The sequence below is a fragment of the Acinetobacter yuyunsongii genome (assembly GCF_041021915.1).
Taxonomy (GTDB): domain Bacteria; phylum Pseudomonadota; class Gammaproteobacteria; order Pseudomonadales; family Moraxellaceae; genus Acinetobacter.
Window position 1 is genome coordinate 1,113,333 of record NZ_CP157435.1, and the last position, 25,585, is coordinate 1,138,917.

23 protein-coding genes, 1 tRNA gene, 1 pseudogene and 1 other annotated feature are annotated in these 25,585 nt (G+C 37.0%); of the genes and pseudogenes, 14 read left to right on the top strand and 11 right to left on the bottom strand.

What is annotated here, in order from left to right:
• Positions 1-7: 7 nt before the first annotated feature.
• Entirely contained in the window at positions 8-1,024 is a 1,017-nt protein-coding gene (epmB, locus tag ABLB98_RS05345) for an EF-P beta-lysylation protein EpmB (protein ID WP_249571118.1), read from the bottom strand.
• 86 nt (positions 1,025-1,110) lie between these two features.
• Here epmB and efp point away from each other — a divergent pair, with 86 nt between their 5' ends.
• From efp to ABLB98_RS05385, 8 genes are all read left to right on the top strand, one after another.
• On the top strand, positions 1,111-1,680 hold the full coding sequence (gene efp / locus ABLB98_RS05350) for an elongation factor P (RefSeq protein WP_004662912.1): 570 nt from the start codon (positions 1,111-1,113) through the stop codon (positions 1,678-1,680).
• Positions 1,681-1,872: 192 nt separating this feature from the next.
• Positions 1,873-3,978: a carbon starvation CstA family protein gene (locus tag ABLB98_RS05355; protein ID WP_178883063.1), complete on the top strand. Its 2,106-nt coding sequence runs from the start codon at positions 1,873-1,875 to the stop codon at positions 3,976-3,978.
• Positions 3,975-4,280 (top strand): YbdD/YjiX family protein, encoded by a 306-nt coding sequence (locus tag ABLB98_RS05360; protein WP_171287512.1) that lies wholly within the window; start codon positions 3,975-3,977, stop codon positions 4,278-4,280. The genes ABLB98_RS05355 and ABLB98_RS05360 overlap by 4 nt, the downstream gene beginning before the upstream one ends.
• Positions 4,281-4,358: 78 nt before the next feature.
• On the top strand, positions 4,359-5,318 hold the full coding sequence (locus tag ABLB98_RS05365; protein WP_178883062.1) for a MoxR family ATPase: 960 nt from the start codon (positions 4,359-4,361) through the stop codon (positions 5,316-5,318).
• 13 nt (positions 5,319-5,331) lie between these two features.
• Positions 5,332-6,234, top strand: coding sequence for a DUF58 domain-containing protein (locus ABLB98_RS05370; RefSeq protein WP_178883061.1), 903 nt, complete (start codon positions 5,332-5,334; stop codon positions 6,232-6,234).
• 4 nt (positions 6,235-6,238) lie between these two features.
• Positions 6,239-8,227 (top strand): DUF3488 and transglutaminase-like domain-containing protein, encoded by a 1,989-nt coding sequence (locus ABLB98_RS05375; protein ID WP_348883431.1) that lies wholly within the window; start codon positions 6,239-6,241, stop codon positions 8,225-8,227.
• Positions 8,228-8,261: 34 nt separating this feature from the next.
• A tRNA-Val gene (locus ABLB98_RS05380) sits at positions 8,262-8,338 on the top strand.
• 206 nt (positions 8,339-8,544) lie between these two features.
• Complete coding sequence (locus ABLB98_RS05385; RefSeq protein WP_017480626.1) at positions 8,545-9,567, top strand: site-specific integrase; 1,023 nt, start codon at positions 8,545-8,547, stop codon at positions 9,565-9,567.
• A gap of 24 nt (positions 9,568-9,591) precedes the next feature.
• On the opposite strand, the gene ABLB98_RS05390 is transcribed toward ABLB98_RS05385, so the two are convergent.
• Complete coding sequence (locus tag ABLB98_RS05390; protein WP_008941996.1) at positions 9,592-9,894, bottom strand: hypothetical protein; 303 nt, start codon at positions 9,892-9,894, stop codon at positions 9,592-9,594.
• Positions 9,895-10,133: 239 nt separating this feature from the next.
• Complete coding sequence (locus ABLB98_RS05395) at positions 10,134-10,841, bottom strand: hypothetical protein (RefSeq protein ID WP_348883432.1); 708 nt, start codon at positions 10,839-10,841, stop codon at positions 10,134-10,136.
• Positions 10,842-11,359: 518 nt separating this feature from the next.
• Between ABLB98_RS05395 and ABLB98_RS05400 the strand changes: the two genes are divergently transcribed.
• Positions 11,360-12,307, top strand: a complete 948-nt coding sequence (locus ABLB98_RS05400) for a MobA/MobL family protein (protein WP_348883433.1) — start codon at positions 11,360-11,362, stop codon at positions 12,305-12,307.
• Positions 12,308-12,355: 48 nt separating this feature from the next.
• Positions 12,356-13,107 (top strand): IS5 family transposase gene (locus tag ABLB98_RS05405; protein WP_099714932.1). Its coding sequence is split into 2 segments (ribosomal slippage): positions 12,356-12,692 and positions 12,692-13,107, totalling 753 coding nucleotides; the frame shifts between segments, so codons are not numbered across the junction.
• 169 nt (positions 13,108-13,276) lie between these two features.
• On the opposite strand, the gene ABLB98_RS05410 is transcribed toward ABLB98_RS05405, so the two are convergent.
• The 3 genes from ABLB98_RS05410 to ABLB98_RS05420 form a co-directional block, all read right to left on the bottom strand.
• Complete coding sequence (locus tag ABLB98_RS05410; RefSeq protein WP_348883724.1) at positions 13,277-14,131, bottom strand: hypothetical protein; 855 nt, start codon at positions 14,129-14,131, stop codon at positions 13,277-13,279.
• A complete protein-coding gene (locus ABLB98_RS05415; RefSeq protein ID WP_174761782.1) occupies positions 14,115-14,462 on the bottom strand; it encodes a hypothetical protein in 348 nt (115 codons plus the stop codon). Before ABLB98_RS05415 ends, ABLB98_RS05410 begins: the two co-directional genes overlap by 17 nt.
• 482 nt (positions 14,463-14,944) lie before the next feature.
• The gene (locus tag ABLB98_RS05420) at positions 14,945-15,298 is read right to left on the bottom strand and encodes a DUF2384 domain-containing protein (RefSeq protein WP_348883723.1); all 354 of its coding nucleotides are present in this window, start codon (positions 15,296-15,298) and stop codon (positions 14,945-14,947) included.
• An 849-nt stretch (positions 15,299-16,147) separates the two neighbouring features.
• Here ABLB98_RS05420 and ABLB98_RS05425 point away from each other — a divergent pair.
• Positions 16,148-16,756 (top strand): hypothetical protein, encoded by a 609-nt coding sequence (locus ABLB98_RS05425; RefSeq protein WP_017395552.1) that lies wholly within the window; start codon positions 16,148-16,150, stop codon positions 16,754-16,756.
• Between the two features lie 91 nt (positions 16,757-16,847).
• Positions 16,848-17,339 (top strand): annotated as a pseudogene (locus ABLB98_RS05430) (hypothetical protein); the annotation flags it as partial.
• 98 nt (positions 17,340-17,437) lie between these two features.
• Here ABLB98_RS05430 and ABLB98_RS05435 read toward each other — a convergent pair.
• The 3 genes from ABLB98_RS05435 to ABLB98_RS05445 all read right to left on the bottom strand — a co-directional run bounded on the left by ABLB98_RS05435 (position 17,438) and on the right by ABLB98_RS05445 (position 20,256).
• Positions 17,438-18,657, bottom strand: a protein-coding gene (locus ABLB98_RS05435; RefSeq protein ID WP_369028927.1) for an IS3 family transposase whose coding sequence is annotated in 2 segments (ribosomal slippage) — positions 17,438-18,381 and positions 18,381-18,657 — 1,221 coding nt in all. Because the reading frame shifts where the segments join, the coding sequence is not laid out codon by codon here.
• Positions 18,266-18,382: a sequence feature (AL1L pseudoknot), on the bottom strand. Its footprint overlaps the gene before it by 117 nt.
• A 268-nt stretch (positions 18,658-18,925) precedes the next feature.
• The gene (locus tag ABLB98_RS05440) at positions 18,926-19,807 is read right to left on the bottom strand and encodes a CopD family protein (protein WP_348883689.1); all 882 of its coding nucleotides are present in this window, start codon (positions 19,805-19,807) and stop codon (positions 18,926-18,928) included.
• Between the two features lie 68 nt (positions 19,808-19,875).
• On the bottom strand, positions 19,876-20,256 hold the full coding sequence (locus ABLB98_RS05445) for a copper resistance protein CopC (protein WP_005198558.1): 381 nt from the start codon (positions 20,254-20,256) through the stop codon (positions 19,876-19,878).
• A gap of 281 nt (positions 20,257-20,537) precedes the next feature.
• Between ABLB98_RS05445 and ABLB98_RS05450 the strand changes: the two genes are divergently transcribed.
• Positions 20,538-22,901 (top strand): heavy metal translocating P-type ATPase, encoded by a 2,364-nt coding sequence (locus ABLB98_RS05450; RefSeq protein WP_017480637.1) that lies wholly within the window; start codon positions 20,538-20,540, stop codon positions 22,899-22,901.
• 73 nt (positions 22,902-22,974) lie between these two features.
• Here the strand turns inward: ABLB98_RS05450 and ABLB98_RS05455 are convergent, their stop codons facing one another.
• Together ABLB98_RS05455 and ABLB98_RS05460 are read right to left on the bottom strand one after the other, a co-directional pair.
• Positions 22,975-24,351 (bottom strand): heavy metal sensor histidine kinase, encoded by a 1,377-nt coding sequence (locus tag ABLB98_RS05455; RefSeq protein ID WP_042893650.1) that lies wholly within the window; start codon positions 24,349-24,351, stop codon positions 22,975-22,977.
• Positions 24,341-25,024 (bottom strand): heavy metal response regulator transcription factor, encoded by a 684-nt coding sequence (locus ABLB98_RS05460; protein WP_002058525.1) that lies wholly within the window; start codon positions 25,022-25,024, stop codon positions 24,341-24,343. The genes ABLB98_RS05455 and ABLB98_RS05460 overlap by 11 nt, the downstream gene beginning before the upstream one ends.
• Before the next feature lie 150 nt (positions 25,025-25,174).
• Between ABLB98_RS05460 and ABLB98_RS05465 the strand changes: the two genes are divergently transcribed.
• Positions 25,175-25,525: a hypothetical protein gene (locus ABLB98_RS05465; protein ID WP_002058521.1), complete on the top strand. Its 351-nt coding sequence runs from the start codon at positions 25,175-25,177 to the stop codon at positions 25,523-25,525.
• The last annotated feature ends 60 nt before the right edge of the window (positions 25,526-25,585 follow it).

Below are 25,585 nucleotides of genomic sequence, written 5' to 3' on the forward strand. Positions count from 1 at the left end.
ATCAATCTCAGAACGTTTGAACCCCAAAAAGCGGTGTTTTATTTTTTTCGCCCGCAATTTCCCTGACGAGTTTTGGAACTAAATATCCAGGTAAACTCGCTAATACATCACTGTATATATGATCTATCTCTGAAGATCTTAAGTCAAAATGTTGAGCACCTTTTACTTTATCCAATACATGTAAGTAATAGGGCATAACCCTCGCTTCAAATAGTCGATAACTTAGATGAGTTAAAGATGTTGCAGAGTCATTCACACCTTTAAGTAAAACTGCCTGATTTAACACAGTAATATGATGTAATGATAACTGTAATAACTTTGAACACGTGAAATCATCAAGTTCTGAAGCATGATTTGAGTGTATCACTACTACAATGCGTAGCCTACTGTTTTTTAAAATAGAAATAAGCTCTTCATCGATACGATTGGGAATAACAACTGGAACTCGTGAATGGATTCTCAATATTTTGAGTTGAGGTAAAGATTCTAATCGCTCTATCCAAAGTGCTATTTTTCGATTAGATAAAGTTAAAGGATCGCCCCCACTGAGAATGATTTCATTGATGGCAGGGTTGTCTTCAATATATTGTTTTATATTTAGCCAATCATCATTTTTAGGTAAATTTTCTTGATATGGAAAATGGCGGCGGAAACAATAACGGCAGTGAATTGCGCATGCACCTGTTAAGGTCAGTAAAAAGCGAGACTGGTATTTGTGTAAGACACCAGCCATTTGATTGGCTGCTTCCTCACCTAATGGGTCAGTAACAAATTCAGGATGTTCTTCAAGTTCAAGATGGTGTGGTAAAACCTGTAATAGCAAAGGATCAAATGGATCCCCAATACGCATTTTTCCGACGAATGCACGTGGAACGCGTAATTTAAACTGTTCAGAGGCAAGTATTGCCCCTGATAATAATTGCTTGGTCGATAATTCAAGCAGATTTAACAACTCCAAAGGATCAGTAATTAGATCACTGAGTTGTGATTGCCAGTTTTTCTCTTGATGTAAATAGTTTATCATGCCATACGTTAAAATAGTGATAGCCTAAGCTGTGCGCGTAGTCTAGCACTAATAGATTTGAGTTTTAAGTTTGGAGTGAGCCTTTCATGGCCTATTATTCTACAAATGATTTTAAAGCAGGCCTTAAGGTTATGCTTGATGGCAACCCATGTTCAATCATGGAAAATGAATATGTAAAACCAGGTAAAGGTCAAGCATTTAACCGTGTGAAATTACGTAACCTTCGCTCAGGTAAAGTATTAGAAAAAACTTTTAAATCAGGTGACTCTTTAGAAGCGGCTGATATTGTTGAAGTTGAAATGGATTATCTTTATAACGATGGTGAAATGTGGAATTTCATGGATCCTGTATCTTTCGAGCAAATCGCTGCTGACAAAACTGCAATGGGCGATGCTGCGAAATGGTTAAAAGATGATTCTAATGAAAAATGTACGATCATGTTGTTCAACGGTGTACCTTTAAACGTTAATCCACCAAACTTTGTGGTGTTGAAAATCGTTGAAACTGATCCAGGTGTACGTGGTGATACTTCTGGCGGTGGCGGTAAGCCAGCGAAACTTGAAACAGGTGCAGTAGTACGTGTTCCATTATTCGTTCAGCAAGAAGAAAGTGTTCGTGTTGATACGCGTACAGGTGATTACCTAGAGCGCGCATAATCGTAAATGAGTAGCAATGCTACGTAAGCTATACGATTATCGAAGGGATGATTAAACAATCATCCCTTTTTTTATGCCAAAGTATTAGATAAATCATTTTTAATAACAGATAGACTTACAAAGATATTTCTTCTAAAGAAAACATAGGAAGGGAAATCCAAAACTACAGCTTATGTATTTGAGAGGTTCTGAATGGAGACAGTACAAGCAAAGTCGACGCTATCCTCAAAAATTCTGTGGAGTTTAGTTGCCATCATTGGTGCAATTTCATTTGGAATTTTGGCGGTAAGTCGTGGAGAGCATGTCAATGCAGTTTGGCTCGTTCTTGCCGCGGTTTGTGTTTATAGCATTGCATATCGGTTCTACAGTTTATTTATTGCAACAAAAGTCTTTGAATTAAATTCTAAACGCTTAACACCAGCACATCGTTTGAATGATGGTCTGGATTATGTGCCCACCAATAAATACGTTTTATTTGGACATCATTTCGCTGCTATCGCAGGTGCAGGGCCTTTGGTTGGGCCAATTCTTGCAGCGCAAATGGGTTACTTACCAGGAACCATTTGGCTTTTGGTCGGTGTGGTGATTGCAGGCGCGGTACAAGATTTTCTTGTGCTATTTATCTCAACTCGGCGTGATGGTCGGTCTTTGGGTGAAATGGCAAAACAGGAGTTAGGTACTTTCGCAGGTGTTATTGTGATGTTGGGTACGCTCGGTGTCATGATTATTATTCTTGCGGTACTTGCATTGGTTGTCGTAAAAGCTTTGGCGCATAGTCCGTGGGGGGTGTTCAGTATCGCAGCAACCATCCCAATTGCATTATTCATGGGCATATACATGCGTTATCTACGCCCAGGGAAAATTGCTGAGGTTTCGATCATTGGCTTTGTGCTAATGATGGCGGCGATTGTCTTTGGTGGTGATGTAGCAAAAGACCCTTACTGGGGGCAATTGTTCACCTTAACTGGAACTCAACTAACTTGGGCACTCATCATTTATGGCTTTATTGCGTCAGTATTGCCTGTGTGGTTATTGTTAGCGCCTCGTGACTATTTATCAACCTTCCTTAAAATTGGTGTAATTGCAGGTCTGGCGATTGGAATTATCTTTGCAATGCCTGAACTCAAAATGCCTGCGGTGACTCATTTTGTTGATGGTACAGGTCCTGTATTTGCAGGCAGTTTATTTCCTTTTCTATTTATTACCATTGCCTGTGGTGCGATTTCAGGTTTCCATGCGCTAGTTTCTTCAGGAACAACTCCAAAATTGGTCGATAACGAAGTCAATATTCGTATGATCGGTTATGGCGGCATGTTGATGGAATCATTTGTCGGTATCATGGCAATGATCTGCGCAACCGTACTTGATCCAGGGATTTATTTTGCGATTAATGCACCAGCGGCAGTTCTGGGTACAACGGTAGATACTGCTGCGGAAGCGGTGCGTAATCTAGGTTTTATCGTTACACCTGAGATGCTGACTGTGCTTGCTCAGGAGGTTGGTGAAAGTTCAATCCTTTCTCGTACTGGTGGAGCGCCGACTTTTGCGATTGGTATGGCTCATATCATTTCGGAAATTTTCAATAGTCGTGCAATGATGGCATTTTGGTATCACTTTGCCATTTTATTTGAAGCATTATTTATTTTAACTGCAGTGGATGCGGGAACACGTGCTTGTCGCTTCATGGTACAGGATACCGTTGGGATTGTTGTGCCTGCAGTAAAACAATCAGGTTCATTCTTTGGAAATTTGGTTGGGACGTCTGTGGCAGTTGCAGGTTGGGGCTTCTTCGTTTATCAAGGCGTAGTGGACCCTCTTGGTGGCATTAATTCTTTATGGCCATTATTTGGAATTGGAAATCAAATTCTCGCTTCAATGGCATTGATCTTGGGTACAGTTATTTTATTCAAGATGAAGAAAGAGAAGTATGTTTGGGTAACGATTGTTCCAACGATTTTCCTATTTATTACTTCTATGACGGCGGGTTGGCAAAAGATTTTCCACGAAAATCCGAAGATTGGCTTCCTTGCTCAAGCGAATCGTTTCTCTGATGCAATTGCACGTGGTGATGTACTTGCACCTGCGAAGTCAGTTGCTGAGATGCAGACGATTGTGTTGTCGAATCAGATTAATGCAGTACTTTGTGGATTCTTTATGATTGTTGCAATTGTTATGATTATTGCATCAATCGGAATTATTCGTCGTGCTTTACAAAGCCCTGTCCCAACAGTAAATGAAGCACCTGCCGTATTTACTGAAACTGCAATGACAGCAGAAACAGTGAAGGGAGAGTCGTGATGGATTTTAAAATTGCTAGGCAAGGAAGTGCTGTGATTGTGAAGATCATTAAGTTCACGATCATGTCGCAAAAACACCTGATCTTTTCGCCCAAAAACTGGTCTCGTATTGCAACTTTATGGCAAAACTTGCAAAAAAGTTTTCGTTTGATGGTGGGTGTGCCTGATTATGAAAATTACGTAAAGCACATGCAAGCGCATCATCCAGATTTAACGCCAATGGATGCTAAGACTTTTTATCGTCATTGTATCGATGCGCGTTATCCATCATCAGGTGGGAATTTGAAAAAATGTCCTTGCTAGAAGTCATTTGATTTCTTTGAAAAAAAACTAAAACAGTGTATGTTGAATCATGCACTGTTTTAGTTTGAGGATTACGTTATGTGGGGCATGGAAAAAGCTTCTATTCAAGAAAAACAACAAAAAAATCAAGAAGTAGAGCAAAATATTAAAAATTTTACTCAGAAAATAGAACGTTTTTTGGTTGAAGTGAATCAACTTATTTTAGATAAACCACAACAAACTAAATTAGCGCTGACCTGTTTATTGGCAGGTGGCCATGTATTGTTTGAAGATTTACCAGGATTGGGTAAAACGACTCTAGCTAGTGCCTTAGCTCGTCTAGCAGGGCTGCATTTTCAGCGGATTCAATTTACCAATGACATGTTGGCGAGTGATGTCATTGGGATCAATATTTTTAATCAAAAAGAACATTTATTTGAGTTCAAGAAAGGTCCAATTTTTACTCAGATTTTATTGGCAGATGAGATTAATCGTTGTAGTCCAAAAACACAGAGCGCATTACTTGAAGCTATGGAAGAAGGTGCGGTCACTGTTGATGGAACACATTATGACTTACCGCAACCATTTTGGGTGCTGGCAACGCAGAATCCGTTATTTCAAAGTGGAACTTATGCTTTGCCTGAGTCACAACTTGACCGTTTCTTGATGCGTTTATCGCTCGGTTATCCGTCTCGTCAAGCTGAAAAACTACTGTTACAACAAAGCTCACGTCAGGTTTTAATTCATCAATTAGAAGCGGTATTTACGCACGTTGATATTTTGGAATTACGTGAATTAGCAAAACAGGTTTTTCTAAGTGATGCTGTACTCAATTATATTTTAGATTTGGCTGCTGAAACACGTAAACAACGGCATGGCTTATCAACACGTGGAGTATTGGCATTAAAAGCTGCTGCACAAGCTTATGCACTGGTTGAAGGTCGCAGTTTTGTGACTACTGATGATGTGCAAACCATTTTTGTTGCCGTGGTTGCTCATCGTTTAAGTTTAGGCGAAATAGAGGTAAAACAAATTTTGCAATCGGTTGATGTCTTATAGTTGAGATTGGCTTATGCAAAGGATTCAGCAGTGGATTGCGAAACGCTTTCAGGTTAATGGGACTAAAACCCTGTTACAGAAAGATGTTTTGGTTTTTATTTATAAGCAGGGTTTTCTATATCTCATTCTGATTCTAATTACCTTTATTGCAGGGATTAACTATGCAAATAATTTGATTTTAGGTTTTTGTTTTCTAATCAGTGCAATTTTATGGATTAATTTTTATCTCACATTCAAGCAATTGCATGTTTTACAAATTGATCTGATTGCAGCTGAAGTTGGGCAAGTCGATCAGCCTTTCATTTTAAAACTTCGCTTTAATCAGCCATCGGTAATGACCCGATATTTACGTATTCAATGGCTGCAACAAGAACAATTAATTTATTTAGATCAGCAACAACAGACCTTCGAACTGGCTTTTTTTCCGAAGCAGCGTGGTTTATTTGAATTTGGTGCGATGAAAATTTATTCGACCTATCCTTTAGGTTTGGTGCGAGCGTGGACTTATTTATATCCAAAACAAAAAGTGTGGATTGCACCTAAAGCGCATGATTGGCAAAAAGAACATAAAAATCAACCAACCAATGCGAACGATAGTTTAGATGAATTTAAGGAGCTTAGGGCCTTTCAACAAGGCGATTCTTATCAAAATGTGGCATGGAAGCAAGTTGCTCGAGGACAGGGCTTTTTTATCAAAATGTTTGAGGCTCAAACAAATCATCAACATTTAGAAATTGATTATCAAAAAATCCCTGCACAAAGTCATGAGGAAAAATTAAGCTTTATGATGGGATTAATTGAGAAATGTGAACAACTTGGTCATGATTATGCATTGATACTGCCACATGCAAGATTAGAAAGTGGTCAGGGGCAGATGCAGCTTCTTCAAGCAAAACTTCTACTTGCACAGGCCTAAGATTATGACCAAACAAATCTATTTTTGCATTTTAGCTGTATTGGCATTTGTATTAATTGGGCAAGTGGCTTTTATTCCTGTGACATTGAGTGGGTTGTGGGGCGTTATTTGGCTTATATTGGTATGGCGATATTGCAAACAAAAAATTTCACCATTTCCACGCTTATTTTTAGTTTTTTTCTCTTTATTATCTTTGGGTCTTATTTATTTAAATTATCAAACTTTACTGGGAGTAGAAGCTGGAGTCACATTTTTAAGTACGTGTTTATTTGCGAAAAGTTTGGAAGCCAAGAATACTCGTGATTTATTGATTGTATTTAACTTTGCCTTATTCGTCAGTGCCAGTTTATTGTTACATAGTCAGGCATTCTGGATGGCTGTCCTTGTTTTTTCAGCATTTGTGATATGTTTGATGGGGTTGTATCGGATTCAAACTGGTCTATTTAACCAGCATCAATTATTATCCAATCAGTTAAAAAATGATGTTAAACAAATTCTAAAGTTTGTCGGGATTGCGACACCGTTCTTTATTATATTATTTATTTTCTTTCCTCGGTTGCCACCTCTTTGGGCAATTCCTATTCAAAAGAATCAAGCCACTACTGGGATTAGTGATCGTATGTCTCCAGGAGACATTGCACAACTATCACAATCATCGGCTTTGGCTTTTCGTGTTGTTGCAGATATGAGACAACTACCAGATAGACAGGAGCTTTACTGGCGTGCTTTGGTTTTGGATGAGTATGATGGTACAACATGGACCAGTAGTTTTTATAATCAACAGATTAAAAGCGTAACTTCAAATTCTCAAGGAGTTGCCTATCAATACTTAGCTGCTGATGAACAGGCAAATTGGATCATGGGGTTGGAATATTCCATTCCACAAGAACGTTATTTACATCTGTATCAAGATGATAGTATAAGCCCGTCTAAACTTATTAAACGTAATCAACCTATCCAAATGTTTTGGTTGGGGCGTACATCAACATCTTCTACTTTGTTATCATCACGTCAAATTGAATTTAATACTCGATTTGATCATGATCGTGATCAAAAAGCACAGCAATTAGCCCATCAACTGTTTGAACAAAGTCAGAAACAGCCTGAGAAATATATTAAAAAGGTGCTGAATTGGTATGGAGACCATAACTTCGTTTATACCTTGGCACCAGGTACACTTGGCAGTGATCGTATAGATCAATTTTTATTTTATAGTCGAAAAGGTTTTTGTGAGCATTATGCCTCTAGTTTTGTGATGTTAATGCGTTATGTTGGAATTCCTGCAAGAGTTGTCACAGGTTATCAGGGTGGGCAGTTTGCATTAGATAGAGAAAGTTGGGAAGTACGCCAACTTGATGCACATGCTTGGAGTGAAGTGTATCTAGATGGTGAATGGCAAAGAATTGACCCTACAGCAATCATTGCACCACAACGTATAGATTCAGGAATGCAAGATTATTTAAGTCAATATCAAAACATCTGGGGGAATGGGGGAAGTCATTCATGGCAACTACAGCAATTTAAATTTTTAACAAATATACGTATTTGGAGCGATTATTTAAGCTATCAATGGCAAGCTAAAGTTGTAGGCTATGATGCGGATAAACAAAAAAATTGGTTATCTAAGCTAGGCTTTAATTCGAGCTATAGTTATGCATTTTTATTAATTATTGCTATTGCCGCGATTTTGTTTATTTACATTGGTGTCTATTGGTGGAGGAATCTAAGTCAAAAAGAGAATTATGAAAGAGCAGTATTATCATTCCAAAAGCAATTGCCTAAACATTTGCATAAAAGATCAGAGGAAACATTTCAAGTTTGGATGCAGCGTTTATCAAGTGTAGATAGTGATCAAAAATCATTTCATCAAGTAGTTGTGTTATATCAAAAAATTGTGTTTTTAGAACAGAATACTCAGCAAAATATTCAAGAATTTAAGAAACTGCTTAAAGTCTGTGCGATCGCAATTAAACAATCTCAAAAAAACTTGTGAAGCTGATTAAAAATGAATATTATGCTCTCATTCTAGGTGTATAGCTCAGTTGGTTAGAGCGCTACGTTGACATCGTAGAGGTCAGCAGTTCGAGTCTGCTTATACCTACCAAAATTTTATACTTAATTATCAAGTAGTTAAGTCGCTAAAATTAAGGTAATTTAAGAGTTTTTAATGCTAAATTGGTCAGCTTGATGGTTTAAAATCGTCAAAATCTGCGTCAAAAACACCTTATTATTTCCGTTTTAGCACCAAAACGCCCCCAAGTTTACACTTGGGTTTTGTGTTTGGTGCTGCTACGACACCAAGGTGGATTTATGCAAAAACCAGTGAAGCGCGGCAATGCTTGGCGTATTCAAGTACGCTATAAAAATCTTAGAGACAGTGTCACACGTGATTCTGCACGAGAGTGTGAACAATGGGCTGCTATTCGTTTACTTGAAATGAAAGCTGAGTATGATCCTAAAAAAACTCAGATGCAAAAACCATATTTTTCATTCTTTGTCCTTTGTCAGAAATATTATGATGAAGTTGGATATAAGAAAAGAGGTAAATCCTTTATAAAGCAACAAATAAAAAGAGAAACATTTAAAAATTATTTTGGTGAACTTGCTGAAAAGTCAATTTATGAAATTAAACCTATTGACGTAAAAAAATGGCGAGATAAACGTTTAGAGAAAGTCGCACCTGGGACAGTACATCGACAAATGTGTTTATACACATCAGTTTTTAATTACGCCAAAAATGAACTTTTCTTGATTGAAGACAATCCATTCGCACAGGTCACTAAGCCAACTAAGCCTCCCGCCCGTAATCGACTAATAAGTCATAGTGAAATTGAAATCATACTTAAGGCGCTTAATTATAAAATTGGAACAAGGCCACAAACACCAAGACAGTATGTTGCATGGACTTTTCTTTTTGCGATTGAAACTGCTATGAGAAAAGGGGAGATTCTAGGGATTACGTGTAACAATATCTATCCTGACTACATACATTTGCCAATCACAAAAAATGGTGATGCTCGTGATGTTCCCTTATCTAAAGAAGCCCGTGATCTTCTAAACCTTATCCCTTACATGGATAGAGTAAAATTAATTCCACATAATTCAAATTCATTTAGATTAATTTGGCAAAGAGCAATTGGGAAAACAGAATTGCATAATGTAGTTCATTTTCATGATACACGGCATGAAGCTATTACTCGATTTGTGAATAAACGCAAATTACCTGTGGAAATCTTGGCTAAAGTTACAGGACATAGGGATATTAAAACTCTGATTAATACATATTATAATCCGACCGCTTCAGACATTGCTAAAATGATGAACGCATCTTAAATAAAATAGGGAGCAATTGCTCCCTTATTTCTTTCGATGTGCGCCACGTCTACTGGTGACATTAAAATTCTCTAAAATTGGTATGACTTCTTTCGGATCGTAAAGATGTTTAGTATCAGTACCTCTGTTAAAAATTCTCAATTTTTCAATAAGTGCTTTGCGCGAGATACTAAATCTTTCTTGTAACCACGCTGCATCTACACGGTTGGGTAGTTGCTCTGTTTTAAGTTCAATGACTTTCCCGACTTTTGGAATAGTATCATTTAGGAAAACTTGTGGAGGTTCATCAGATTCAATCACCATGACATATTTGTTTATAATTCCCATATTATTTCCAATTAAAAAAATAGATTTAAAAATAATTGCAGAGGGTCAGCAATACAATTACTTATAAAATATAATTTAACAAATTAATTAAAAAAAAGATGAGATATGTTTAAAAAATCAAAAAAAATACTTATTTTTTTATTATATCAGTAAATAATCTTTTGTTAGTTATAGATGATAACAACGTTAGCTACTTAGCTCATTTATTTTAAATGAGCTAACGTATACTACTTTTTCTTTTAATCTATGGATTTGTTATAAAAAGGATTCTTGGGGTCGGATAAAATAGAATTTTTCTTGTCGTTAAAGTTTCTACCTTGCTCTGAAAATTTAAATTGTTCAATTTCGGACTTTGAAAACAATTCTTTTCTAAAATAATCTTTAGTTTGATAAAACTCGATCATTTTAAGTGTATTCTCAAGATAATTCATTTCAATATTTTGTGATTTAAAAAATGATATAAGCACACTTCCTAAAAAAAATTTCTCATGATTCTCTTTCTTTCGATCTTTTATCTTTTGTTTTACTTGTCTATAAGAACTATGAAATGAATTTTTGATTTCATCATGTGCTTTTTGTTTTATTAAATCAGGAACTCTTCGATTGTAGTTTTTTAGCATCCTTAAGGCTATTTTTAATCTTTCATCAGTCTGAGAGAAAGGGTCTTCATATCCACTAAAATCAACAATGTCCTTTTCAATATCAGAGCGATCACTCTTTGCGATTGTGCAGATAGAGTCCATTAACTCTGCTAATCTGTTTAATTCTAAAACTTTATGATATTTATTCCTCAAATTTTTAATGTCTTCTTCTGTAAATTGATTTGCAGTTTTTGATCGAATCAATTGTAGTATTAACTTATCTGAATGAGTGCGTCTTGCTATCTGTTTTAAGTGCTTTTCAACACTTAAAATAATTTCATCTACTGTTAATCTAGCTCTAACCATTTTTTAAACCATCTGTATTTAAGAAAATGTTGGTATATCACAGAGTCTTAAAAAAAATCGTCATATGTTGAGTTTTTCAAAAAAAACTACTCTTCTGTTAGTTTTTTGGCTGTTAATGGTGGGACAGATAAAAAATCTTTTTTGCGAATGCAAAAAAGATTTTTTATATTGCGAATGCAAAAAAGATTTTTTATATCTCGTTTCCGTGTCTTTTAAATTTCGCTTCGCTCTCTTTAAAAGACACTTCTCCTCGTGCTGCGCAGCACTTTTAGTTTTAAATAATTGATTATTATATAATTTATGCGTTACTCATGTTTTAGATTTACTGTTTCTACATACAAATAAAACACACAACTAAGTTATTGTTTTTATTATGTAAATTGAAATTATTGGAGTGGTATTGCTCATGCGTTTTAATTGAAAAATATTTTTTTTCATTTTTCTTCACGAAACGAATCATGAATTTTTAAAATTTTGTAGGATCCGATATTCCAGTTAAATTAATATCGGAAGTAAAAATGTATTATTTTCATTTAAGTCATAACGTTAAAGGTGATAGTCAAATAAAATTGAGTGATGGTGATTCAAAGTATCGACTCTCAAAAAGTGCATATCACTATATTACGCGTACTTTATATTTTTCAAAGCATAAAAGTGACATTGAAGAGCTTGAATATTGTGCGTCTTATAATATGCCTATTTGGACTGAAAATAATCCTGAAAAGTTTTGGTATGCAGCAGATCAATATGAAAGAAAAGGAGGGAGAACATCATGCCATATTACAGTCGCTTTACCCAAAGAGCTGGATAAAAATCGCCGTATAGAGTTGTCTGAAAGATTAATGTATGAATTTTGTGGTCAACATAAAATGCCATCAACAATCGCAATTCATAATCATGTGGCTGCGCTCGATGGACAGTCAGAACAGCCACATTTACATTTATTATTTTCAGAAAAAAGTATGTTGGATAATATTCAACGTTCCCCACAGCAGTTCTTTAAGCAATATCGTCAAAAAAATCCTGAAAAAGGGGGTGCGTTAAAAATTACTGCGGATGTGCTTGGATTTGGTCGTAATATATTATTTCACTACCGAACACAAACTGAAAAAATAATAAATGAATTTTTAGAAAAATATGCACCCACAAAAATTATAGAAATTCATGATGTGGAAATCGAAGTGAGCAGTGCAGTATCGTGCTTATCTAATGAAGATTATAATAAAAAAAATGGAACCAATTTAAAAACAGTCCCACAAATTCCAAGGTCATTACTCTATAGCACTGATCCTGAAGATCAAGACAAGGTAGCAGAATATAGAAAGAACATTCGGGAAATTCGTAAAAATAACCTATATGAACTTTATAAAAATGAGTATGAGCTAGCGCTGGCGAAAAAACGTGAACAGGAAAATCAGAATAGGCCACAACTTGATCAATCTAAAAAATTTGATTTTGACTTCTAGGGCTTGTTGAGAATTAACAAAGGCAACTGATTAATTTATAATAGTACTATGGATAGATACATACTTACTGATGCCCAATGGGCAAAAATGGAACCTTTTTGCCTAGGTAAAGTGACCGATCGAGGTCGTAGTGGAAAAGATAATCGATTATTTTTAGAAGCAGTTCTATGGATTGCCCGTACAGGCAGTCCATGGCGTGATCTACCTGCTCATTTTGGTAAATGGAATACCGTCTTTAAAAGATACCGTGATTGGGTGAAAGCTGGTGTATTTGAAGCTATTTTTGCATCTGTAAATGAAGATGTTGATTTGGAATACGCCATGATTGATGGAACGATTGTTAAAGTTCATCGACATGGCCAAGGTGCAAAAGGGGGACTTTCAAACAGTCTATAGGTAAATCTCGAGGTGGAATGACCTGTAAAATTCTTGCCTTAGTGGATAGTCTAGGCAACCTCATTAAGTTTCGATTAATGCCTGGTCAATATCACGATTTAGTAGAAACCAAACCTTTAATCGAAGATGTTGATTTTCAAGCATTACTAGCGGATAAAGCATTTGATGCAGATTGGCTCATCCAAGAACTCAATGAACGTAAAGTGAAAGTGGTGATCCCACCTAAATCTAATCGAAAAGTAATGAGAGCATTTGATACGATTATGTATAAATGGCGTCATCTCATTGAAAACTATTTCTGTAAGTTAAAAGAATTTAAACGTATAGCGATGCGTAGTTGTAAAACAGATACGAGTTTTGAAGCCATGATTCAATTGTGCGCGAGTTTAATTAACTCTCGGTAATTCTCAACAGACCCTAATATATCCTCATTAATAAACCAAAGATGATGACTGCTCACAAGCAAGCTCAATGGAATGTATTATTCCTTCTTTAGTCTTTAATTAAATCAGTTGATCTGTCTATATACTTTCTATGGACGGATCAACTGAATTGGTATTAGCGCAATTTGACCTATTTCTTAAAATAGTTTTCCATCTGTAATTGTTCCAGCGTATGCCATTGATAACGCTCATGTCCTACAAAATTTTGTTTGATATATACAATATGTTGAAGAATTCGCTTCTGATACGTTAAGAGTTGTTGAATACGCTGATCGTCATAATCAATATCTACTCGTTGTTGCCTTAGTGCTTGATAAAAGCAGCGGTAGTCCATATCCATATTTTTTAATATTTCCTTGGATGCCGCAGGGTGGAGTGGTTGGCTTAATCCAACTATTGAATAAGATTCACGCGTGACAAAGTCAGGGCGTATACGGGATTCCTTTGCCACTTTTAATGTTGGTTCAAATGTATTTGATCTAACCTTGATATTTTGAAATGCCTGTTGAATTGAATTGATTAGTGCACTCGGTTGAACAGTATGTGCTGGTGCTGGCTTCTGCAAGCTGGGTGCAGCGACTGGAGCAGAAATGGATGATTTCACTTTAGCCTGATGATCTTGTTGACTGTCGACTTTGATGATTTGTTTGAGTTTCTTATAGTTAATCGTATAGAAATTGGTTTGTAGCCATTTATTCTGTGCCAATTTTTCAATCACTAAAATTCCAGCCTGTTTTAATTTGGCCACAATTCTTTTAATCGTTGAGATGCTATACACACCGAGCGTGGTTTGCCACTGTTCATAACTATGGAACCAATATTTTTTTCCATTAAAGGTTTTTCCTTCGTTATTTTCTAAAAAGTAATGCAGCTTCTGTAAAAAATTGGCGGCAGCCACGCCAAACGCTTTTGCAAGCGTTGGCGAAGCAATCAGAGGATAGTCTCCAGAAATCAGGAGGTTATTATTCTTATTGGTTTTGGACATGATTCGCCCCACGTAGCACACGTTGTGCACGTTCAATCATCTTGTGACGTTGGTGCGTTCGGAATGCCCAGAGCGACGATAAATTATTATTTTGATTAAGCTTTGCGACTTCAAGAATTTGCTCATCATTCATTTCATGCATGCATTGACGAATAATTTGATGCGCTTGCTCAAGCTCATTGAGTAAGGAGTTTGCAGTGTCAACAGCAATATAAAGATTGGCGAGTGTTTGACGCTGAGGATTTGAAATTGATTTGCCAAGTTCAACAATCAGTTGCGAGGCTTGTTTTTTAGGTGTGCAAGTGTTTGCACCATGAAGAATTGCGTTCATAGCAGTTGTCCTAGATAAGTTTTTAACACCTACCGCCATCACTTGTCACAATGATGGTGGCAGCTAAACAGGGGTGACAATACTGAATCTAGGATCAGCCAACCTTACGGTTGCCCTGCAAGCTGCCATAACGACTGCTAAACAGTAGGCAAAAAAATAGCCGCGAGTGCGACATTAATTTGCACCTAGATTGTATCAGGTTTTCACGCCCGTACACAGATTTTGCTGTGTGATTCTAGATTAACTGGGTATCGCTTAAGCTGTCAACGCGGGCATTGGATCTTTTTACATATCTTAACATTAATTAATTCATTGATTCTGCTGGAGATATTTTTAATTTCTGACGGCTGGGAATATTGTTTTGAACAGTGCTTGCGGACGGCTGTATAGACTAATATTTAATTTTTAGCTCTCAATGATTCTGTAAAAAATAAGAAATCATCAAATCTAAGGTGATTCTCTAAAAGAATGAAATGAATAAATTATCGATTGTTCAGGGCTTCAACAACCATTAAGACTTTCTCTAAGCCTTTTCTAGTTTGAATTTGCTGAATCGGGACACCATCGGTTGCGGTATTGAATGCATTCATAAAATAATCAATCCATTCAGAATCACCGCCCGTGAGTGCCGATAAGCTTTGATAAAGTCGTATTAGCAATAATCCAGCTTCACTATGTGCAGATGTGGGTTCTAATACAGCTGAGAATTCGATTTGGTTCATCGACGCGAGATCGAGACCCATCACAGCAGCGAGTTGGGTTTGGCTAAGACCAAGTAAATTCGCGGTTTTCAAGACGGCTTCTGCTAAAACCATTGTTGTACTTGCTGAGTTCATTCAATCGACCCGCTGAGCTTTGCTGATTATTTATTCTATCGCATTTAATAGGATATTACTGAAGAAGAGGGAACTTCAGTTTGCTCTCTTTAAATCAGCATTTGTAAATTTCATTCTTCTCATTAACAGCTCATTAGGCATTCATTCATCTCAATGCTTCAAATTTAACAGCTGAGCTGCGCCTGATTTAATTCTTTATTTTATTGTTTTATTTTAATAGAGAACAACAGTCCATTTTAACCTCATCCATCAAAGCAAAATGAGCCGATCGATCGGACGAATTTGACCTTATGGGAAAAATCAAAGACTTAATGCGATTATATGAGGCGAATCTAATTGTCTAGATTTTAGCGCTTTGTAAAATTGACTAAAGCGCTGGATAAAATTAATATGGGCTCGCTGGCCTACATTGCCAGTCGGTTTTGACAGACCGTCCAACACAAGAGCATTAAAGGACTTGTCTTTTAGTGTTTATCCCCTCGTGCCCCTTTTATCTTTATGGTAGGACAGAAGGGGGACACCTTCGGGTGTGCTGGTTCCTTGGATCCCAGTCTGCTAACCCTCTTTTGTTCTGCCACCATTATTTAGCAGTGATATGGCAGAACTTCTTAAGATTCAAGGAGCTTCTTATGCTGTACCTATCTTTTTTAATTTGTGCCTCACCCCATGTTCAACCTTGTTGTGCTTTGCAACGAGGGCGATACGGCTAATTTATTATTTTCGTCTGTATTCAAACAACATTTTTACAAGAACAATCCAACGGTGGATGGCTAAGTCACGCCTATAAAAAATAAACCTTTTTATATCTGCTGGTGATTGTGCATTGCATTGAACATGTGGGAAATAACCATGACTGAATTAAGCAAACCCAAAATCATACCCATTGAACACCGTCCACAAAAATCTAAGCTCTTTATAAAATGTGTGGTCTTACCCATCGTGATCTTTCTTATCGTTGCCAAAATATTTTCCTTTGGTGCTTTCGGTTACATCTTCTTTGGCTTTGACCTGTTCTGGTTTGTGATCCTTTACTACCTTTATGAATATGGAAATACCTACTTTGACGGGATGACTGAACAACTGAAGCGTCAAGGAGAAAGCTTTAACTACCAAAACCGTGGTGTCTGGATTAACAGCCAAGATAAAACCATTATCCTGTTTGATCAGCCTGATCAACGCCTCGTGAAATATCCCTTTGATTACATCACCTCCGTTGGACACTACAACTTAGTTGAAGATAACTTTAGAACCACGACCACTGTGATCAGCAATCCAATGATGGGAACGCATGTCAATCAACAGGTTCATCGCACACCGATGAAACGAGAGTTTCAAGTCAATATCGGTACACGAGATCCATTCAAACCGAATTACAGTCTAAAAGTCCTATTTCCATGGCGTAGTCCACAAATGGCCAGTGAAATCCGTCAGCTACTATCAGCGGATCATTATCAATAACTGATGTTAAAAGATTAAAAATAAATAAGTATTTTACACGAGCACTTCTTGCGGGTAGCCAAAGCCCGTAGGAGATGCGAGGATCATTAAAATGAAATTTCGATTTAAACCTCTACTGATCAGCAGCATGACCTTGTTGATCATGCAGACTGTGACGGCTCAACCCGTGTTTACATCTAAGTCATTCACCTTAGAGCAGGGCTTAACTTGTCTGGATTGGACCAAGAAAGAACAATCCTTGAGTAACCGCTTAGCCTTGATGGGCACCGAAATGAAATGGCCATCTGGAATCACCTCATTACAGCAACAATTTCAACAGCAGTACCGCAAACAAAAGAGCAGCGTCATCAATGAGCCTGATGATGAAAATTTCTGTGAAGATTGTCCTGAAACATAAGTTTATTTACCCAACAACAAAAGCAATCCCATCAAAAAGATTGAAACCTTAGTACACGTCAGTGTTGCAGGGGCAAAAACCGCAATCTATCGTGCTGATGACATCAACACCACCAAACAAAAGATTGAGGATGGATTAAAGATTCAATTTAGTCACTATAGCGGACAACAATTGAAAAGCTTTAAAGGCAAAGCCTAAATTCAATCAGGGTGATGGATTTGTACAGGATATGCAGAAAGGGTTACTGAACCGTACCGGGTTTGTCGGAGACTTTTTTATTTAAGTTAGGCCACCTGACCTAACGGGTTAATCTTATCATAGTACATTGCTTCAAACTCAAAAGGCGATACATAACCCAGTGCACTATGTACACGCTCTTTATTGAACCAATCTACCCAGTTTAGTGTCGCAAGTTGTACATCTGCTAAACCTTGCCAATCTGCTTTTAGATATTCAATCACCTCTGTTTTGTATAAGCCATTCACCGTTTCAGCCAAAGCATTATCGTATGAATCACCAGTCGTACCGACTGATGCTCGTAAATTTGCTGCTTCTAAACGATGGGTATAACGAATGGAAAGATATTGCACACCTCTGTCGGAATGATGAATCACATTCTTTGGCATGCCTCGATCATGCAATGCTTGCTCTAATGCATCGAGCACCATATCTGTATTCATTCGTGTAGATACTTTCCAGCCAACAATTGCTCGTGAGAACACATCAATAATAAAGGCGGTATAGACCCAGCCTGAATGAGTTTGAATATACGTAAAGTCACTGACCCACAGTTGGTCAGGATGATCAGCAGTAAAATTACGTTTCACTAAATCATCTGCTCGTTTTTGGTCATCTCGGCTACGGGTGGTTTGTTTGTTCTTACCTCGCCAAACACCTTGTATACCTAGCTTTTTCATTAATCGAGCAACAGTACAGCGTGCAATAATATAGCCTTCACGTTTCAGTTTTTGCCAGACTTTACGTACACCATACCGACCTGAACTTTCCTTCCAAATTCGTTTAATCTCCTCAGCATGATGCAAGTCATGTAAATCTCGCTTTGCTCGATGTTCTGGATTTTCGCAGAGATCTAGAGTCCGGTAATAGGTTGAGGGTGCGATCGGTAAAATTCTACAAATCGCCTCGACTCCGTACAGCTCTTTATTATTATGGATAAAATCCACCATTATTTGTGTGGGCGGTCGAGCTCCGCCTGGGCGAAAAAAGCGGCTGCTTTACGTAGAATCTCATTGGCGCGTTGCAGTTCTTTATTTTCGCGTTCGAGTTGTTTGATACGTTCTTGGTCTGAAAGCTGCTGTACTTTAACTGGATTTAGTTTATCTAAATATTTTTGATACCAAACACGTAGTGTTTCAGGAGTACAACCTATCTTGGGAGCAATAGCGGTGATCGCAGCCCAATTCGATGGATAATCTTTTTCAGATTCAATCAATAATTGAACCGCTCTTTCTCTGATTTCAGGGGTATATTTTAATTTTGTCATCGGGATAGTCTCTCAGAATATTGACTCTCCGACAAACCCGGTACGGTTCATTACAGCTGTCAGTGCATGCTTTGAATTAAATACTGTTGGGGGCTTCTTAGCCTCCAACAGTATTCTTACCACATATTTTTATTCCAAAATTAGAACCACTTATTGAATGAAAAAACATTATTTAAGAATTATTTATTTGGAGGACGGTAGTACGTTTTTAAAAAATGGGAAATAATAAATTGTACTTCATCCTTGAAGTCATAGCATGATCCTTTTTTTACTCAATACCGACTACGGTGGTGATATAACCAGTGGCTAAAAGAATTAATAGACCTAACGACATTTCAAATAAAATGGCATAGCCCAATTGTTTCGCAAATTTCGGGTCTTGTAAGCGAGGTGTGAAATACCATTTGTTAAAAGCGGCTAACAATAAAATACTTAGGACAAATACAATTTTAATAATAAATCCATGCCCATAAGGTGTATTGATTAGAGTATTAAAATCTTTAAAAAGTAATAAAGTAATGCTAAGACCACAAGCGATGAGTATTCCTACAATAAAGGTCGCTATTTGCCCAAATAGATGCATACGTTCTTTGAGTGGTAAGCCATTAATTTTTTTGCTTGTTTTCCATAAAGGATAAAGTGATCCCATCCATAAGGATATTACAAGTACATGTATTGATAATAAAGCTTGAGCGAATAAGGGTAAATTCGTGACATGACCTAATTGGGAAAAACTAAAAACAATAGGTAAGAGTAAGATGGTAAAGATTAACCCTTCAACTTTAGAAAACTGATTAGTTCTTCTGCTTAATTTCACGAGCATAAATAAAAATAAAAGCAGAAAACCCACTGATCGTATGATATGGGTATGGCCAATTGGAGTGTTAATTACTAGATTTATATAGTTAGTATCCCACATACCAGATAGTCCAGTATTGGCAAAACTTCCGATGAGAAGGAAGAATCCTAGAATACTGGAAATTAGTCCTAATGCTGTGCCAAGAGTTATGTATTTCAGAATAGTTTCCTTTATTTCTACATAACGTCCAAGTAAGAAGTAGGAGAAAGTACCACCAACAACAAATGCAATACCTAAATATAAAATGACTTTAACAAGCCATGATGCATATATCCAAGATTCAGGAATCATATTTTTCTCCCACAGTTATAGCCAACGTGTAAGCAAGCTGCTTGCATGTTGGCTATTTGCATTTATTGTTATTTTACCGATTTAATAGTGAAATTATATTCACCATTCATGTTATGGCCATCGGTACCCATTGTGGTCCAAACCACCGTATATTTTCCTTTTTTTAGTTTTGGAACCGCTACGTCAAATGATTTTTTCATATCATGAGTTATTTGGTAGTTCAAAGGGATATCCTTACGTTGGGCATCAAGTAACTTAACGTTCATTAGCATGACTTCTTCACCAAAATTGAGTGTTATGTTTTTTGGTTGACTTGCTACAGAAGCGTTGATCGCAGGAATTGCACTTTCAAGTTTCACGTGTGCAAATGCACTTGAAGCAGTAACAATCAGTGTTGCACCTACGAGAGTGTTACGTAGAGCTGACATTTTATTTTTGAAAATTTTCATTTCTTCATCCTCTTTAAACTAATCTTGGGCTCAGTAATGACCGAATGAAATGCATCAATTGGTTGCTTGGTCATCACCTTTCTCATGCTTATTATTAAAGGATGAGAGAAACATCCCGATGACTTCAAAATTACATTTTTGTCATTTTAAAAATTAAAAAACCACAAGTGGTACACTGGCTTTAAAGAAAACAATGATCACTAAACAAACTAATAAGAGGGAGTCTATTTCCATCTTAATGAAATTATTAATTTAAAAAATTAAATATGAAGGAGGCTTTTATGGACCATCATCATGAAAACAAAGTACTCAATAACAGACTTACTGACCCTGTCTGTGGTATGACAGTTACAGAAGCATCCAAGTTTTATGAAGAAGTTAAAAATAGAACTTTTTACTTTTGTAGTGAGAAATGCCACATAAAGTTTAAAAGTGATCCTCATTTTTATATTACTAAAGTTGAGAATGTAGTTACGTTAAAAGAACCACAAAAGAGGGATGGTGAGGATTCAAATGAAGTTAATCAGCCTGCTCATGTTAATACCTTCACGATATACACTTGTCCAATGCATCCTGAAATTAGACAGAACCATGCGGGAAATTGTCCGATCTGTGGTATGTCGTTAGAGCCTTTACTTCCTGACTTAGATGACGCTGATAAAAACCCAGAACTCAAGAATTTTAAGCATAGATTTTGGTGGACCTTACCGCTAACCATTATTGTAGTTTTCTTAGCAATGTTTGGTCATCAATTGAACTGGTTCGAAATGCAGGTGCAAAGCTGGATTGAACTGGTACTGACTTTACCAATTGTTTTGTGGGCAGGAATGCCATTTTTTGTGAGATGTTGGCAGTCAATCCTTAATCGGAGTCCAAATATGTGGACCTTGATTGGAATTGGTACAGGAGCTGCTTTTATATACAGCCTTGTTGGAACAATAGTACCTCAAGTATTTCCAGACTCATTTGTATCTATGGGGCGTGTTGCTGTGTATTTTGAGGCCACAGCAGCCATTATTTCGCTGACCTTATTAGGCCAAGTTCTTGAGTTGAAAGCTCGATCACAGACCTCGGCAGCAATTAAATCTTTACTTGGGCTAGCACCTAAGACTGCAAGAAAAATAAATGACGATGGTAAAGAAGAAGATATTCCTCTTTCCCATGTACATGTTGGAGATTTGCTCCGAGTACGACCAGGTGAAAAGGTCCCTGTTGATGGAGTTGTTACTGAAGGGTCAAGTTCTATTGATGAATCAATGTTAACAGGAGAACCTGTTCCCGTTACAAAACGTGAAGGCGATCAAGTAATAGGTGCAACAATAAATATGAATGGTTCATTAGTAATGCGTTCAGAAAAGGTTGGATCTTCAACGGTACTGTCTCAGATCGTACAAATGGTATCGCAAGCTCAACGTTCTAAAGCGCCGATGCAAAGAATGGCAGATCATGTTGCAGGTTGGTTTGTTATGGTAGTTATTGCTATTTCTGTGCTTACATTTTTTGGTTGGGGGGTATTTGGCCCAGAGCCTAGTTGGGTTTACGGGTTAATTAATGCTGTCGCAGTGTTAATTATTGCTTGCCCATGTGCTTTAGGCTTAGCGACACCTATGTCAATTATGGTGGCAACAGGTCGTGGTGCATCGAATGGTGTACTTTTTCGTGATGCAGCTGCAATAGAAAATTTACGTAAGATTGATACTTTAATTATTGATAAGACAGGTACTTTAACTGAAGGCCAACCCTCATTCGATAAGGTTATCGCTCTTTCGGGCTATGAAGAAAATGAGGTACTTCGGTTAGCAGCTAGTCTGGATCAGGGGAGTGAACACCCTTTAGCTGATGCAATCGTACGTGCTGCCCGTGAAAGAGATCTTGTACTGTCTAGACCAACATCTTTTGAATCTGGCTCTGGGATTGGTGTTAAAGGAGAGTTAAATGGACAACAATTATCTCTTGGTAATACAGCATTAATGGAACAGCTGGGAATATCAGTTAAAGCATTTGTTCCCGAAGCTGAAAAGTTAAGAGCCGAAGGTGCAAGTGTCATGCATTTAGCTGTGGATGGAAAACTGATAGGGTTAATAGCTGTTTCAGATCCAATCAAAGCAAGTACACCTGAGGCTGTTCTTTCATTAAAAGATTCCGGTCTAAGAATCGTAATGGCTACTGGTGATGGATTAACAACAGCTAAGTCTGTTGGCGCTAGATTAGGTATTGATGAGGTTTATGGTGAGGTTAAACCCGCAGATAAATTAGAATTGGTTAAGAAATTGCAAAAAGAAGGAAGAGTGGTTGCGATGGCTGGTGATGGGATCAATGATGCCCCAGCTTTAGCTCAGGCTGATATCGGAATTGCAATGGGTACAGGAACAGATGTAGCAATGAATAGTGCCCAAGTTACTTTGGTAAAAGGTGACTTACGTGGTATTGAAATTGCTCGTTCTTTATCAGAGGCAACTGTTAAAAATATGAAACAAAACTTGATGTTTGCTTTCCTCTATAATGGATTAGGTATCCCTTTGGCTGCTGGTGTACTGTATCCATTTACTGGCTGGTTACTCTCGCCTATGATCGCAGCATTAGCAATGAGCCTAAGCTCAGCATCGGTAATTGGTAATGCTTTACGACTACGTAGCCAAAACTAAGTTTTTCTGACTACTCATTATTTTTAACTATTAAAGATGAGTAGTCAGTAGTTGTTTATTTTTATATAAGTGATTAATTTTTAAAAATAATTTTAAAAGTTATGCGGCCATTATGATAGTCTGCTCTAATTGTTGCGCCATGTACATCAAGAATGGATTTGGTAATTGCTAGCCCTAAGCCAGTACCTTCCTCAACTCGCTGTCTGGAAGCATCTGTTCTATAAAAACGGTCAAATAATCGATTTAGCTGGTCTGATGATAAAGGTGAGCTTTCATTCTCAATTGTAAAAACAGTTTTATCAAAGCTTTGTTGGCAATTGATTTTGATCACTGAATCTGTTTTTCCATATTTGATCGCATTTGATAATAGATTACTGAGTGCTCGACGTAACATTGAAGGATCGCCATTTACATAACCTAGACCAGTTTGTTCTAAAGTCATTTTCTTTTCAGAAGCAATAGCATCATAAAAGTCAAATAAAGCTGAAATTTCTTTGACCAAATCAATTCTTTGTAAGTTTGGTAAATGCAAACCGTGTTCGGCTTTGGCAAGGAATAACATATCTGAAACCATCCGAGCTAAACGTTCAAACTCTTCTAAGTTAGAAAAGAGAACTTCCTGATAAGTATTGATATCTCTACTACGGGATAAACATACTTGGGTTTGAGTCATCAAATTATTAATAGGTGTGCGAATTTCATGAGCAAGATCAGATGAGAAGTCTGATAATTTCTCTACAGCAGATTCCAGTCTATCTAACATATCGTTAAAAGCTATGGCTAAGGATCTAAGCTCTGTTGGCGTGTTTTCGACTTCTAAGCGTTCAGAAAGATGTTGAGCAGATATACCTTCTGCCACTTTTGCCATTTTTTGAACTGGGCGTAACCCTCGCCATGCTGCGAACCACCCTAAGAACATTAAACAAATTGTACCCACAAATCCAATGTATAGAAGTTGACGTCTAAAGTCATTTAAGAAATGTAGATGCTCAGAAGTATCGATGCCAACGACAATTTGAGCTGACATAATTGAGTCTTGATGATTAAAAGACTTTGTATAAATTAAACCACGGTAGGTTTTATTTTGAATGCTCCATTCAACCCAAGGCTTTCGTTTTGATTTATTGAGTGTTTTGGTATGAATGGTGGATGGTGCTGAACTAAAAATAATTTGACCCGTTGGTCGTTCAATTTGAACAATTAGATCATGATGACCAACTAAGGCATCTTTTAAATATAAATTCAATTCTTGAGAATTAGAAGGATTCTGTTCTAATAGATTCTCTATAAGTTGAATTTTACCTTCTAATTGAGTTCGGTCTTGAGCTTCGAAATGATGCATTACGAGTTGATGAATAACTAGTCCCATAATCATTAGAATGATTACGGTAGATAGAGAAAAAATAATAGCTATACGAAAGCTGATTGCATTAAACAATTTACGAGTCATCTTCAACCTCTAGAACATAACCCATTCCCCGTATGTTCTGGATTAGCTTAGGGCTAAAGTTACTGTCAATTTTACTTCTCAAACGTTTAATAGCGACTTCTACGACGTTGGTATCACTATCAAAATTCATATCCCAAATTTGAGAAGCTATGAGTGCGCGAGGTAAAATTTCACCACGTCTACGCATAAATAATTCCATCAGCGCGAATTCTTTAGCTGTTAAGTCAATACGTTGCCCAGCGCGAGTGACGCGGCGTTTACGAAGATCAAGTTCAAGATCAGCAATTGTAATAAGGTTACTATCTTCTTTTTGTTGTCCCCGTCGGAGTAAGCTTTTAATGCGTGCTAATAACTCAGCAAAAGCAAAAGGTTTTACGAGGTAGTCATCAGCTCCCAAATCTAATCCCTTAACTCGATCTTCAATTTGATCACGCGCTGAAAGAAATAGAATAGGCATTGTCTTTCCGCTTTTGCGAATATCATAAATGATATTCCAGCCATCTAATTTTGGTAACATAACGTCCAAAATGATGAGGTCATATTCTTCGGAAAGTGCTTGATGTTTACCTGATAATCCATCTGTGACCCAATCCGTAATATACCCAGCTTCAGATAGACCTTGTTTAAGGTAGTCACCAGTTTTTTGTTCATCTTCAACTAGTAAGATTCTCATTGATAAAAATCCAATATCACTCATTAAGAATATAATAACGTTATAAATACGTGATTCTTTGTAGATTACAAAAATGTCATTTTCATGTCATATAGATGTTTGGTGGTAGCCTTTAAGGTATTTGTATAAAGTTAATTTTTGGAGCAAAACATGAAAACTCTATTCCGTCGTAGCTTAACTACACTTATGTGTATTGGAACTTTAATTGCAGGAACTCAGTCTTGGGCAGCCGATGCTAAACAGGGAACCACTGTAGTCACTGAAACTAAAGCGGACTCAAAAATGTCAGAGAAATGCCAAAAACCTTGTAATATGAAGAATGATGAGAAAACCCAACAGGATCATAGTCAGCATGAGCATGGCAATATGGCTGATATGTCTCAGATGGATCACTCTAAGATGATGAATATGGATCAGTCTAAAATGGGTAATATGGATCATTCAAATATGATGAACATGGACCACTCAAAGATGAACATGTCAAATACATCAAATAAATAACAAATACGATAAATGAAAGATTGGGGAGATTAAAGCGAATAATTGGTTTGCTTGAGCTCC